General features: G+C 38.8%; 13 protein-coding genes and 1 other RNA gene. 12 read left to right on the top strand and 2 right to left on the bottom strand.

The window, feature by feature from the left end; translation table 11 throughout:
* Positions 1 to 56: 56 nt before the first annotated feature.
* The 11 genes from H9635_RS15850 (at position 57) to H9635_RS15800 (ending at position 11,939) form a co-directional block, all read left to right on the top strand.
* Positions 57 to 815 carry an ABC transporter ATP-binding protein gene (locus H9635_RS15850; protein ID WP_191701284.1) on the top strand — a complete coding sequence of 253 codons (759 nt, stop codon included), beginning with the start codon at positions 57 to 59 and terminating at the stop codon, positions 813 to 815.
* Positions 808 to 1,515, top strand: coding sequence for an ABC transporter ATP-binding protein (locus tag H9635_RS15845; RefSeq protein WP_191701283.1), 708 nt, complete (start codon positions 808 to 810; stop codon positions 1,513 to 1,515). The genes H9635_RS15850 and H9635_RS15845 overlap by 8 nt, the downstream gene beginning before the upstream one ends.
* Positions 1,516 to 1,528: 13 nt before the next feature.
* Positions 1,529 to 2,392, top strand: coding sequence for a branched-chain amino acid ABC transporter permease (locus tag H9635_RS15840; RefSeq protein WP_191701282.1), 864 nt, complete (start codon positions 1,529 to 1,531; stop codon positions 2,390 to 2,392).
* 4 nt (positions 2,393 to 2,396) lie between these two features.
* A complete protein-coding gene (locus H9635_RS15835; RefSeq protein WP_191701281.1) occupies positions 2,397 to 3,422 on the top strand; it encodes a branched-chain amino acid ABC transporter permease in 1,026 nt (341 codons plus the stop codon).
* On the top strand, positions 3,419 to 4,423 hold the full coding sequence (locus H9635_RS15830; RefSeq protein ID WP_191701280.1) for a 3-oxoacyl-ACP synthase: 1,005 nt from the start codon (positions 3,419 to 3,421) through the stop codon (positions 4,421 to 4,423). The genes H9635_RS15835 and H9635_RS15830 overlap by 4 nt, the downstream gene beginning before the upstream one ends.
* Position 4,424: 1 nt before the next feature.
* Entirely contained in the window at positions 4,425 to 5,324 is a 900-nt protein-coding gene (phaZ, locus tag H9635_RS15825) for an intracellular short-chain-length polyhydroxyalkanoate depolymerase (RefSeq protein WP_191701279.1), read from the top strand.
* A 15-nt stretch (positions 5,325 to 5,339) separates the two neighbouring features.
* The gene (fabG, locus tag H9635_RS15820) at positions 5,340 to 6,071 is read left to right on the top strand and encodes a 3-oxoacyl-ACP reductase FabG (protein ID WP_191701278.1); all 732 of its coding nucleotides are present in this window, start codon (positions 5,340 to 5,342) and stop codon (positions 6,069 to 6,071) included.
* A gap of 15 nt (positions 6,072 to 6,086) precedes the next feature.
* Positions 6,087 to 7,577: a class I adenylate-forming enzyme family protein gene (locus tag H9635_RS15815; RefSeq protein ID WP_191701277.1), complete on the top strand. Its 1,491-nt coding sequence runs from the start codon at positions 6,087 to 6,089 to the stop codon at positions 7,575 to 7,577.
* 153 nt (positions 7,578 to 7,730) lie between these two features.
* Complete coding sequence (locus H9635_RS15810; protein ID WP_191701276.1) at positions 7,731 to 9,833, top strand: MMPL family transporter; 2,103 nt, start codon at positions 7,731 to 7,733, stop codon at positions 9,831 to 9,833.
* A 70-nt stretch (positions 9,834 to 9,903) separates the two neighbouring features.
* Positions 9,904 to 10,572, top strand: coding sequence for a response regulator transcription factor (locus H9635_RS15805; RefSeq protein ID WP_191701275.1), 669 nt, complete (start codon positions 9,904 to 9,906; stop codon positions 10,570 to 10,572).
* On the top strand, positions 10,569 to 11,939 hold the full coding sequence (locus H9635_RS15800; RefSeq protein WP_191701274.1) for a sensor histidine kinase: 1,371 nt from the start codon (positions 10,569 to 10,571) through the stop codon (positions 11,937 to 11,939). Before H9635_RS15805 ends, H9635_RS15800 begins: the two co-directional genes overlap by 4 nt.
* A 54-nt stretch (positions 11,940 to 11,993) precedes the next feature.
* Here the strand turns inward: H9635_RS15800 and H9635_RS15795 are convergent, their stop codons facing one another.
* Entirely contained in the window at positions 11,994 to 12,935 is a 942-nt protein-coding gene (locus H9635_RS15795; protein ID WP_191701273.1) for a carbohydrate kinase family protein, read from the bottom strand.
* Between the two features lie 222 nt (positions 12,936 to 13,157).
* Here H9635_RS15795 and H9635_RS15790 point away from each other — a divergent pair, with 222 nt between their 5' ends.
* A complete protein-coding gene (locus H9635_RS15790) occupies positions 13,158 to 13,355 on the top strand; it encodes a hypothetical protein (protein WP_191701272.1) in 198 nt (65 codons plus the stop codon).
* A 159-nt stretch (positions 13,356 to 13,514) separates the two neighbouring features.
* On the opposite strand, the gene ssrS is transcribed toward H9635_RS15790, so the two are convergent.
* Positions 13,515 to 13,706, bottom strand: a non-coding RNA gene (gene ssrS, locus H9635_RS15785) — 6S RNA.
* Between the last annotated feature and the right edge of the window lie 34 nt (positions 13,707 to 13,740).

Below are 13,740 nucleotides of genomic sequence, written 5' to 3'. Positions count from 1 at the left end.
CTGGCCCCTGGAAAGCGTCCGACCCGCAATGTAAATCAATATGAGAGGGTGAGATGATGGAACCGATTATAAAAACGAGCAATTTATCGATTAAGTTTGGTGAGCATAAAGCGGTAGATAATATTAACTTTGAAATGGCACCAAAGCATTTTAAATCCATTATTGGTCCGAATGGTGCAGGAAAAACAACTTTCTTTAATTTAATCAGTGGTGAACTGGAGCCAACTGAAGGCGATGTGTTTTTTAAAGGGTTATCACTTCATAAAAAGTCTTCTGTTGAACGAACTCGTTTAGGTATCGGGCGTTCATTTCAAATTACGAATGTGTTTCCGAATTTAACGGTACTGGAAAATGTACGCCTTGCCGTTCAGTCGAAGCGGAAAGTGCGCTTTCACATGCTCAACCACTTTCTGAAATATAAAGAGATTACGAATGAAGCGGTTGAGATTTTGGAACAAGTGCTATTAACCGACAAAATGCATCAAGTGGCGAATCAGCTTTCCCATGGTGAAAAAAGAAAACTGGAAATCGGAATGTTACTGGCACTTGATACTGAAATTTTACTATTGGATGAGCCGACAGCCGGCATGTCACTGGAGGAAGTACCTGCAATATTGGATGTAATTCGTTCCATTAAGGAGCGCGGTGATAAGACCATCTTATTAATTGAGCACAAAATGGATATGATTATCGATTTATCCGATTCAATTATGGTACTGTTCAACGGGGCGCTATTAGCTGATGGAACACCTGAAGAGATTATGAACAATGAAACGGTACAACAAGCGTATTTAGGAGGCCTTGCATATGAGTAATATTTTAACGTTAGAGCGTGTGGAAACGTTTATTTCACAATATCATATTTTGCAAGGCATCAATTTTGAAGCGAAAGCAGGAGAAGTTTCAGTTTTACTAGGGCGGAATGGCGCTGGGAAAACGACGACGCTTCGCACGATTATGGGCTTAACACCGGCGTCGAAAGGTACGATTCAGTTCGACGGGAAAGATATTACGAAAATGGCACCTTATGATATTGCCAACAGTGGAATTGGCTATGTGCCTGAGGATCAGGGAATTTTCGGGCAGCTGACAGTGGAGGAAAACATGAAAGTGGCGATTCGAAAAGAAACCGATGCGACAATGCAAAAGCAAGCGTACATTTTAGAGTTATTCCCGGATTTAAAAAAGTTTTGGAAAAAGCAAGGAGGCAACTTATCGGGTGGCCAAAAGCAAATGCTTGCGATGGCAAGGGCTTTTGTCAACGACAGCAAGCTGCTTCTAATCGATGAACCATCCAAAGGCCTTGCGCCAATTGTTATCGAGAAAGTAATGGAAGCTATTACTGAAATGAAAAAGCATACATCGATCGTACTTGTTGAACAGAACTTTATGATGGCGAGTAAAATCGGCGATACATTCACATTGATTGATGACGGGCGGACTGTGCAATCAGGGGAAATGCAAGGTTTAATCGAAGACGAACAGCTTAAGCGTAAATATTTAGGAATCGGATAAGGAGGGGAAGCGGATGGAACTAATAATTAGTTTAACGATAAATGGACTAGCGACAGGAATGCTTATTTTCTTACTGGCAGCCGGTTTAACACTAATATTCGGGTTAATGGATGTGCTGAACTTTGCACACGGCGGACTGTTTGTATGGGGTGCCTATACAGGGGTATTCACCTATTTATGGAGCAACAGTTTTATAGTCGGAATTGTTGTTGCGATTCTCACAGGTCTTGTTCTTGGATTTATTACAGAAAAACTTATTATTAAGCCAGTTTACGGAAATCACGTACAGCAAATTTTAATTACACTCGGATTTATGCTCGTGCTCCAGGAAATGATCAAAGTAGTTTTTGGTCCAAACGGTGTACCTGTTAAAGTTCCTTCTTACTTGGCAGGCAGCTGGCAAATTGGTGATTTAACGATTATTAAATACCGGATTTTCATTATCGTTGTTGGTTTTGCTTTATTTGGTGTTCTGTATTTCATTTTAAATCGAACGAAAATCGGATTGGTTGTTCGGGCTGGTGTTATGAATCGGGAAATGACACAGGCATTAGGTATTAACATTAAGCGCGTATTTTTACTTGTATTTATGTGCGGTGCGGCATTGGCGGCGTTGGGCGGAATGCTGATGGCTCCGTATTCAGGGGTTGTATATGCGGAAATGGGAATGGAATATGCGATTTTAGGATTTATCGTTGTAGTCATCGGCGGAATGGGAAGTTTCCAAGGTTCTTTGATGGCAGCAATTTTAGTAGGGCTTGCAGGAAGCTTTATGGCGTATTATGTGCCGTTTCTATCCGTTGCGGTCAATATGATTTTAATGGCAAGTGTACTAATTTTCCGTCCACAAGGCTTATTTACAGTTGCGAAGGGGTGATTCGATGATTAAACAGCCATTATTATTATCTAAAGTGAATATTGTGTACGCAATAGTTGTCGGGGTCATGGCCGTATTACCATTTGTATTGGATTCTCGTACAATGACAATTTTATTAACACAGTTTTGTATTTTTGCGATACTCGCAATGAGTTACGATATTTTACTAGGTTACACGGGTATCATTTCATTCGGTCATGCAATGTTTTTTGGAATTGGCGCCTATACGACGGCGATTATGCTGAGTGATTTCGGTCCATCAATCGGAATCTTTGCTGCTTCAATTGTAGTCGGAATCGTGTTATCCGCAATTATTAGTGTAATAAGCGGCGCATTGACGCTCCGTTTGAAAAGTCACTTTTATGCAATGTTTACACTAGCCATTTCGGGTTTGTTTTTAGTGTTAGCTGAAAAATGGCGCACGGTAACAAAAGGGAATGACGGATTTACATTCCGCGCCCCCGAATTGTTTCGCGAACGTATTTACTTTTACTTTCTTGTGCTTATTTGTTTAGTTGTAGTTTTCATTTTACTGAAACGTATTGTTGCATCTCCGTTCGGAAAAGTGCTTGTAGCGATTCGTGAAAATGAACCACGTACTCGTTCATTAGGCTATAAAACGCTAGGTTATAAAATTATTGCTTCAGTAATAGCGGGTGCAGTGGCAAGTTTAGCAGGGTCGCTTTACGCCATTTCATTACGGTTCGTAAATACGAGTGTTATGACGATGGATATTACGCTGGACGCCCTGATGATGACAATTATTGGCGGTGTTGGGACATTAATTGGACCGATTATTGGTGCAGGCGTCATTGAATTTGCCCAACATTACTTATCAGGTCTTGCAAGAGATTATCCAATTTTTGAACGATGGATTATTTTCTTCGGTATTTTATACATTTTAGCTGTGATATTCTTCCCTCGAGGCATCGTAGGTACAGTTTCAATGCGCTACTATGAATGGAAGCTGAAAAAAGGGCAAAAAACAAAGGCACCTGTAAAGCTTCGTGAAAAGGAGATACAGCGATGATCGGAATAACTGGATTAGGAATGTATTTACCTGAAGGAAGAATGACAGGTGCCAAAATTGCAGAAAAAGCAAATATTCCAGTAGCAATTGTTGAAACGAAGATGGGCATTATTGAAAAAGTCGTAGCCGGACCGAACGATCATCCAGTTGAAATGAGTGTGAAAGCAGCAAAGGAAGCAATCGCCGAAGCGCAAGTGGATGCTAAGGAGATTGATGTTGTGATCTATATTGGGGAAGAGCATAAAGAGTACCCTTTATGGACAGCTGCGATAAAAATTCAAGAAGAAATAGGCGCAGTAAATGCTTGGGCATTTGATGTCCAGCTTCGATGCGGTACGGCCATTATGGCGATGAAAGTAGCAAAAAGCTTAATGATAGCGGATGATTCCATCAAGACAGTGCTGTTGGCTGGGGGGTATCGTAACCACGATTTCATCGATTATGAAAATGAGCGGACCCGCTTTATGTTCAATTTGGGCTCAGGTGCAGGTGCAATGATTTTGCAAAAAAATGCGGGCGGTCATGAAGTATTTGAAGCAGCCCTTATTACAGATGGCTCCTTCTCAGAGGATGTTGTGGTCCCAGTAGGCGGTACAAAGGAGCCGTTAACAATTGAGCATATTCAAGCAGGACGTTATATATTGGATGTTCTTGATCCAGAAGGGATGAAGCTTCGATTGGAGCAAAAGTCCTTAAGTAATTTTTTAAAGGTAATTCGCCAATCATTGCAGAAAAGTGGATATAGTGAAGAAAATTTAGATTATGTTGCGATGCTTCATATGAAAAAGTCCGCACATGATTATGTACTAAACGAGCTTGGTCTTTCAGAGGGGAATTCAATCTATTTGTCACATTACGGTCATATCGGGCAAATCGATCAAATTTTATCACTGTATCTGGCTCGAAAAGAAGGAAAGCTTCAAGAGGGTCAAATTGTTTCATTAGTTAGTGCAGGTATAGGCTATGCATGGGGTGCTATTACAGTGAAGTGGGGTGCTTAATATGAATAAGCTGGACGTTTTAGCGAAAGTGGAATTATCAAATGGTGAAACATTGTCGTATCGTAAGCGTGAAGGTGGCGATGAACTTGTTTTATTAGTGCATGGCAATATGACGAGTTCAAAGCATTGGGATTTACTGATGGAATCAATGGATGAACGATTCACGATTTATGCGGTGGATATGCGCGGCTTTGGGGAATCAACCTACAATGAAAGAATTACGTCAATCAAAGATTTTAGCGATGATATCAAGCTTTTCGTTGATTCACTTAGGTTGAAGGACTTTACAATCATTGGCTGGTCAACAGGTGGCAATGTAGCCATGCAGTTTTGTGCAGATTACCCGGATTACAGTAAAAAGCTTGTGTTATTCGCTTCAGGATCTACACGTGGTTATCCGTTTTATGGCTCAAATAAGGATGGTACGCCTGATTTTTCAAATCGTTTAGCGACGATTGAACAAATTGAACAGGATCCTGTCAAAACAATACCGATGCAACAAATGTATGATACGAAAAATCGTGACGGTCTAAAGTTTATTTGGAACAGTGCGATTTATACACATAATCAACCGGATGAGGCACGCTATGAACAATATGTAGACGATATGCTGACACAGCGCAATTTGGCAGATGTGTACCATGCATTAAATACATTCAATATAAGTGCGGTCGATAACGAAGTGTCTAAAGGAAGGAATCGAGTAAAAGATATTCAAATTCCAATATTCATTTTATACGGTGATCGCGATTTTGTAGTAATTGAAGCAATGACAAATGAAATTATTGAAGATTTTGATGGCCGTGCTCAAATCATGAAACTTGCAAACTGCGGACATTCACCTTTAGTCGATAGTTTAGGTGAAACAAAAGATGCAATTGAAACATTTATTTTATCGTAAAAGGGGTCGTGGAAAATGCGTTTAGAAAATAAAGTAGCAATTATTACAGGCGGTGCAGGGGGAATTGGCTATGCAGCCGTAAAACGTTTTTTGGAAGAAGGAGCAAAAGTGGCTGTTGTTGATTACGACAAAGAACAGGGAGAAAAATTAGCAGCAGATTTAGGCGAGAACGTTGCCTTTTTTGCAGTGGATGTTTCCAAATTGGCTGAAGTAAAGCAAATGGTCGAACAAGTTGTTGCGCATTTTGGCACAATCGATATATTGGTGAATAATGCGGGGATTACGCGTGATGCAACCCTTGTAAAGATGAGTGAAGAGGACTTTGATAAAGTAATTCAAATTAACTTGAATGGCGTTTATTACTGCACACAGGCGGTAGCGCCGCATATGATTGCACAAGGGTCAGGCAAAATTATCAGTACTTCATCCGTAAGTGGCGTTTACGGTAATTTTGGTCAAACAAACTATGCTGCAACGAAAGCAGCAATTATCGGGATGACGAAAACATGGGCGAAGGAGCTTGGGCGTAAAGGAATCAATGTAAATGCTGTAGCTCCTGGATTTACAGCGACACCAATGGTAGAAAAAATGCCTGAAAAAGTGTTGCAGCAAATGGAGGGTATTACAAGCTTACAGCGTTTAGGAAAACCAGAGGATATCGCAAATGCATATTTATTTTTAGCTTCGGATGAGGCAAGTTATATTACAGGTCATGTTCTGCAAGTTGATGGGGGCATTATGATGTAGAAGGTGGGATGGCTTATGCAACAGCTAGACTTTTGGATTGCAAAACGAGCGTCTCAATCACCCGATAAAACAGCATTAATTCAAATTGAAACGGGAGAAGCGTGGACGTATAAAGAGCTGATGCAGCATGCAGGCTGGTGGAGTAATAAATTTTCCAAACAGCAGTTGCAGCAGGGGGATCGGGTTGCAATATTAATGGAAAATTCGATCGAAAGCTTTGCTATTTTAATTGCTTGCCGATTAAACGAATTAATCTATGTACCATTAAATACGAAGTTATCTATACCAGAATTACGAGCGGTTTTATCCGATTGCACGCCGGCTTTACTCATTACTGATGATGTGCATAGTGAACGGGCAGAACTTCTTTTGCCAGCAAAGCTTCTAACATGCGGCGGCTCGGAGTTAGTTGAGCCTTCTACATACAGCTGGCATGATGATCCGCAACTGCCGTGGATGATAATCTATACAGGAGGAACAACAGGAAAACCAAAAGGTGTTGTCCTCTCGTATGAAACGGTTACTGTGAATGCGATGAATACTGTCATTAGCTGGGGGTTAAATGACAAAGATTGTACGTTAAATTATATGCCTCTTTTCCATACTGGTGGTATTAATGCACTTGCATTACCGATTCTACTAGCCGGCGGAACGGTTATAATCGGTCAAAAATTTGATCCGGAAAAAGCGATTCGTGCGGTGGATGATTATAAAACAACTGTTTCGTTATTTGTGCCGACAATGTATCAGCTGATGATTGAAACAGCCTACTTTAAAGAATCCGACTTTCCTACGGTAAGAGTATTTTTATCGGGAGGGGCACCTTGTCCAACACCAATCTATGAAAGTTTTCAAAGGAAAGGGCTGTTATTTAAAGAGGGATATGGTTTAACGGAAGCGGGACCGAATAACTTTTTCATTGATGCAGAAGTTGCGATGAAGAAAAAGGGCGCCATCGGAAAAAGTATGCTTTTTAATGAAGTGAAAATTGTGGATAGGGCAGGAAAGTTATGTGCACAAGGTGAAGTAGGTGAACTATATTTAAAAGGCAGTCATGTTTTTAAACAGTATTGGAACAATAAAGAAGCAACGACTAATACTTTTGATGAAGGCTGGTTAAAAACAGGGGATTTGGCAAAAATGGATAAAGACGGCGATTATTATATTGTAGGTCGGAAAAAGGAAATGATTATATCAGGTGGGGAAAATGTGTACCCTCAGGAAGTTGAACAATGCCTGATTTCCCATGAAGCAGTGCAGGAAGTATCGGTAATTGGCATTCCGAATGAAAAATGGGGTGAATGTGTTGTGGCATTTATAATTGCAGAAAATCCCTCAGAAAATCTTCAGCATCAGCTTTTCCAGTATTGTAAAGAACAATTGGCCAATTATAAAGTCCCAAAGCAAATTCATTTTCTTCAGGAATTACCGAAAACAGCCGTTGGGAAAATCGACAAAAAGCAGCTAGTTAATTATATTTTTATAAAAGAACAAAATATTGTCTAAGCTAACTAAATACAATTATAAAGACCGGAATGCTGTTAATTCAACATTTCGGTCTTTTTAATACTTTCCGAACTAAGGATAAATTCAATTGAGTTTATATAGAGTTCATATAGTTACTTTACAATGCAGAAGTGTGAAAAAAGGAGGATTATAATGAACAAGCTATTAAATCCAATAACAGATTGGGTATCAACGAAACGCGGAGCTTGGATTACGCTTATTGTTTGGCTTGTGCTAATGATCGGTTTAAGTGCCGGTCCAATGCTAAGTGAATACAAAGTGTCAAACTTCCAGTCGCTTCCGGATGATGCGCAGTCAATTATCGCTGAAAATAAATTAAGCGAGTATTTCCCGAACGATGAAGGAACACCAGGTATACTAGTTTTCCATAATGAAGATGGAGAAATTAACGTAGACAGTGTGAAAGAAATCTTAAATGCAATGATTGCGGAAGATATTGAAGGTATCGATCAAATTATCGACATCTCGAATTTACCACCGCAAGCTTTAGCAGGCTTCACGTCGGAAGACAAAACGACTATGATCGTGCCGATGACGTTGGAAAAAGGTCTTGGAAATGCTGAGTATGCGGAAATTAACGATTTTGCATCTGAAATCGGAAATGAAGCAGCTGAAAAAACAGGAGATACACAGTTTTATATTACAGGTCCTGCGGGGATTGCCGGAGATACAGTAAAGCTATTTGAACAGGCAGACTTACAACTGTTATTTGCGACAATCGGTATTATTTTAGTTTTATTAATTATTATTTACCGTTCGCCACTATTAGCTATTATTCCATTACTTGCAACGGTAATTGTTTATCAAGTAGTAAATCAGTCGGTTGCTTTAATGGGCGCAGCTGGTTTAGAAATCAATAATTCTACAACTTCGATTATGAGTATTTTATTATTTGCCGCGGTAATCGATTATTCTTTATTCGTATTCTCACGTTACCGTGAAGAATTAAATCATTATGAAAATAAATATGAAGCGATGAAATACGCAATGCGTGCAACTGGTGAGCCAGTATTCTTTGCAGGTGGAACAGTGCTTGCAGCAATGCTTGTTTTATTCTTCGCGGACTTCCGTGATTATCAAAACTTCGCACCAATCTTTGGTACTGCGGTATTTGTAATCATGCTTGGATCGATTACATTAGTGCCAGCATTATTTGCCCTATTTGGACGTAAAGCATTCTGGCCGAAAGTTCCGAAATACGGTGAAGCAAAAGAAGTAAAACATGGTATTTGGGGACCGATTGCAAAGTTTGTTGTAAACAAACCTTACCTTTCAGGCGGATTAGTTTTAATTTTCATGTTAATTACTTCGTTTAACGTACTTAACTTGGAATACGAGTATGATACGGTTAAATCATTCCCAGAAGAATTGCCATCACGTGTCGGCTATGAAATAGTTGAATCACGGTTTGATAAAGGGGAACTTGCACCAACTTCACTGCTAGTTGAAAGTGAACAAGCATTAACAGAGGAGCAAAAGCAGGCATTAGCCGATACCTTAATGTCAGATGAAGCGATTGCGTCTGTACGCACATCTGCTGTATCAGAAGATGACACAAAATTAAAGTTATCAATGGCGTTTGATGTAAGCCCATATTCACCTGAAGCGATTGATAAGCTGGAAGAAATGCGTGAAAAAAGCGCAGATTATTTAGCTGAAGCAGGCATTGATGGAGAATTGTATTTTGCAGGTACGACAGCAAAATTAGTGGATGAACGCAATGTAAATAACAGTGATATCATTAAAATTGTAATTTTGGAAACAATATTAATATTAGTACTGCTATTTGTATTAACGAAATCTTGGAAAATGCCAATTTATATGATGGCAACAATTTTAGTGTCTTACTTATCTGCATTAGGATTAGGAATCTTCCTAGTGGATGTATTATTCGGCTATGACGCCATCAGTACACGTGTACCTATTTATGCATTCATATTCCTGGTTGCTTTAGGAATCGATTACAACATTATTTTAGTATCCCGATTCATTGAAGAGCGCAAGCGTATGAATGTGAAAGAGGCGCTTGAAATTGCGATTCGTAATACGGGTGGTGTAATTTCTTCAGCAGGTATTATTTTAGCAGCAACTTTTGCGGCGTTAATGACAATGCCGATTGCTGATTTGTTCGTCTTTGGCTTTATCGTATCTGTAGGGATTATTATTGATACGTTCCTAGTACGTGGTATGCTATTACCAATGCTGATCTTAACGTTCGAAAAAGACAAAAAGTAAGGCGTATTAGATAGAAGGGGGCATCGAGTAATTCGGTGTCTCTTTTTAGTATAAGAAGGCGGTGAACTTAATGCGGATTTTAGTTGTAGATGACGATGCATTTATACGAAAATTAATCGGTATTCATCTGAAAAAAGAAGGCTATGAAGCGTTGTTTGCAAGTAATGGATTGGAGGCAATGACTATTTTGCAGCAGGAATTAGTGGATTTGGCTATTGTAGATGTCATGATGCCGAAAATGGACGGTATTTCTTTGACGAAGCGCTTAACTGAAGTCGGTGTTCCGGTATTAATGTTAACCGCTAAAACTACACTGGAAGATAAGGAAAAAGGTTTTTTGGCTGGGGCGGATGATTATATGGTAAAGCCATTCGAACCTAAGGAACTTTTATTTAGAGTACGTGCAATTTTACGTCGTTTTCAAAAACTTGAACGCAGTCAAACAAAAATTTCCAATATGCTGATTGACCGACAGACATTTGAAGTTAAAGTAGGGGAGCAAGTATTATTATTACCTTTAAAGGAATTTGAACTGCTAAGCATTTTAACTACGAGGCCGGAAGTGGTGTTTACGCGCGACCAGCTGATGGAGCAAGTATGGGGCTATGATTATGATGGGGATGACTTCACGCTGACAACCCATATAAAACGTTTACGAAGTCGATTGGAAGAAGTGGATGCACGCGTAAAAATTCAAACAGTACGAGGTATTGGCTATAAAATAGAGGAATTAAAATGAAAACATTGTATAAGCAATATATTGTAGTGACATTGGCAGTTATCGTTGTAAGTATTACTATGTCTATGTTGTTGATTGGTCAAATTTATCAATCTCAAATTCGGCCGAATACGGATGCCAAAAATTATGAAGTAGCACAGGAAGTAAAAAATATTATAACGACAATGCCGAGAGACAGCTATGAAGCCTATTTTGAGTCGGTTGCCAAGCTTGGCTATCAAATTGCAGTAGTTAATCAATCAGGAAATGTGTCAATGTATGGCAATAATTTCAACAAGGTTGAGTTAAACGATGACATGCTGAATATTATTGGTTCCGATAATGATTATCACGGGATTCAGGAGTATCAAGGATCTTCTTTATTTATGGATCATTTTGCGAATGATATTCAAAATACAGTTGGGGTGGCCTTTAGCTTTAATAATGAAAATTATGCATTTTTCATTCGGCCAGCTAACGCAACGCTCTTTTCAGAAATGCATTTATTACTCGTTAGCTTTATTATTATTACGGCCGTTGTAATTCTTTTGACAATGATTTTGCTGGCACGTCAGCTCGTAAGGCCGTTAAAACAGCTGCAAGAGGCAACCGAGCAAATTGCACAGGAAGATTATGATATTTATTTGCAAATTGATCGGAACGATGAACTCGGTCAACTTGCAACACAGTTCCAAAAGATGGCCAATCGTTTAGCGGAAAACGATCAGATTAAAAAAGATTTTATAAATAATGTATCGCATGATTTTCAATCGCCGTTACTTAATATTCAAGGGTACGCAAATGTTTTGAAAGATGCGGAGAATACTGAAGAGGAACGCGTGCAGTATTTGGAAATCATTGAGCAGGAAACGAAGCGACTTTCAGCATTGACAAAGCAGTTGCTGCTATTGAGCTCATTGGACCAGAAAAACCTGCCGATTGAAAAAAAGCGCTATTCGTTGGATAAACAATTAAAGGAACGTCTGTTTTCAAAGCGCTGGAAGCTCGATGATAAGCAAATGGAGCTTGTATATGAGCTGGAACCAATTGAAGTATTTGCTGATGAGCAATTATTTGAGCAAGTATGGGATAACTTACTGTCAAATGCGATTCGATACAGTGAAGATAAGGGGAAAATTATTGTAACCTGCAGTAAAAAAGACGATGACATAATCGTTGTTATACAGGATTACGGGATTGGAATTCCTGAGGAAGCACTGGAAAAGGTAAAGGAACGTTTTTACCGAGTTGACCCATCACGTTCAAGCCAAAGCAGTGGTCTTGGGTTGGCGATTGTCACGGAAATTGTAAAACGGCATAAAGGGCAATTTAATATAAAGAGCGAGTTAGGTAAGGGGACAAAAGTAGAAATTATACTGCCTAATTAGCTGATAAATAGAAGGTATGCTAAAAATTTTTTCCTTAGCATACCTTCTTTTTCTTTATTGTTGTAAGTCTTCTAATGCTAAAAGCGCATCAATTGCACCGACTTTTTCACAAACTTTTGAAGCAACAAAGTTGGCAAATTCAATAATATTCACCCACTCATTAAAAAAAAGGTTCGTTTCATCACGTTTACTTAGCTCATATAAAACGGCACCAACAAAAGCATCACCAGCCCCTGTTGAATCGATACAATTTACCCTATTTGGTGGTACAGTTGTTATCTTTCCGTTTTGAACGAGTACTGTCCCGTCAGCTCCTTGTGTAATGGCAATTGTTTTGTCGCTAAACTGACTCAGCCATTCAATTGCTTGTTCAAAGCTCTCTGCCCGAGACAATAACATTAATTCTTCGTCACTCATTTTAATGAAGTGAGCTGCCTCGAGAAACGGTTCGCATTTTTGAATAAACTGTTCAGTATCGTGCTTCCACAAGTCAGCACGGTAATTTGGATCGAATGAAATAAAATGATTTTGTAATAATAAAGTTTGCATTAATTGTTCGTAAGTTCTGCTAAAAGGTTCACTTAAAAGAGCAGTTGCTGAACCGAAATGGATCATATTAATGGACATTAAATGTTGGAGATTGAGGTCTTCAATGCAAAGCAACTCATCGGCACCTCGATTAAAGATGAAATCCCGCTCACCACTGGCTTGTCTGGATACGAAAGCTAAAGTAGTAGGTGCAGTTGAATCAAAAATAAGCTGGTCTGTATGAACACCTGCATGCTCCAATGTTTGTTTCAGAAAGTGACCAAATGCATCGTCACCCACTTTTCCGCAAAAATACGCTTGACCACCGAGTTTTGCGATAGCAGCTGCAACATTGGCAGGAGCTCCACCTGCTTGTTTTTCAAAGGTAGTTGCTTCTATTATTGATTGCTCGGTTTGAGTTGTAAAAAAATCGATTAATAATTCACCAATACATAAAATTTGCTTCATATCGATTCCTCCAAAATGGTGTGATTTCATAAATTTTGTCATAGACGAACATCAATTGTAAATATTTACCCTATTTCATGTTAAGAAAACAAAAAAGCATATTTACAATTAATGCGAATATGCTTGAAGTGAATTATTTGATAACGGCTTTTTATTATTCAAGATATAGTAGTGACAATAATTTCCATTTGAATTATGATTAGTATGAATGGAGGTATAGTTATGAGTTTAATTTTACGTTTAAGTAACGGAGAAAAGATAGAGATGAAAGCCAGTCTTGAGGAATTTGAAGAAATGTATTTAAAGGATGACGGTCACTTTCATTCTGGTTATATAAGATTCGTGTTAAATGATGGAAAAGAAGAACAATCAGAACTAATATTTACAAACCACATTGTTTCTATAGAAGAAGTAAAGTAATATTCGAAGTCACATCCAATCGGGTGTGGCTTTTTATTCTGAACACATGGATTTTTACAATTTAATCGAGGATGATACGCTAGATAAATAAAAATGAAAAAAGCACCTCAACCAATTTGGTTAAGATGCTGTATAAACCTTGATATGACGCTACTTATGTAAGCAGCCACATTGCCGTAGTTATTATAGAAAGTTTTAAACCACCACTCCTCAAAGTGGGTGTTCGCAAATGCTATCCTGTCTATCCTGAAGTCAAAAGAGTCCAGGCACGCCATTCCAACATCGATGTAAAACTCCCTGTATAAGTATAAAGGTTAAAACTTAATATTCGTACGTACAACGTAGCCTAATTCATATAATATAACAACTTTCTGCTATGTGCAAG

Source organism: Solibacillus faecavium (genome assembly GCF_014836905.1).
Lineage (GTDB): Bacteria > Bacillota > Bacilli > Bacillales_A > Planococcaceae > Solibacillus > Solibacillus faecavium.
The sequence above is the reverse complement of the archived record's forward strand: the minus strand, read 5'-3'. Positions and strand labels throughout refer to the sequence as shown.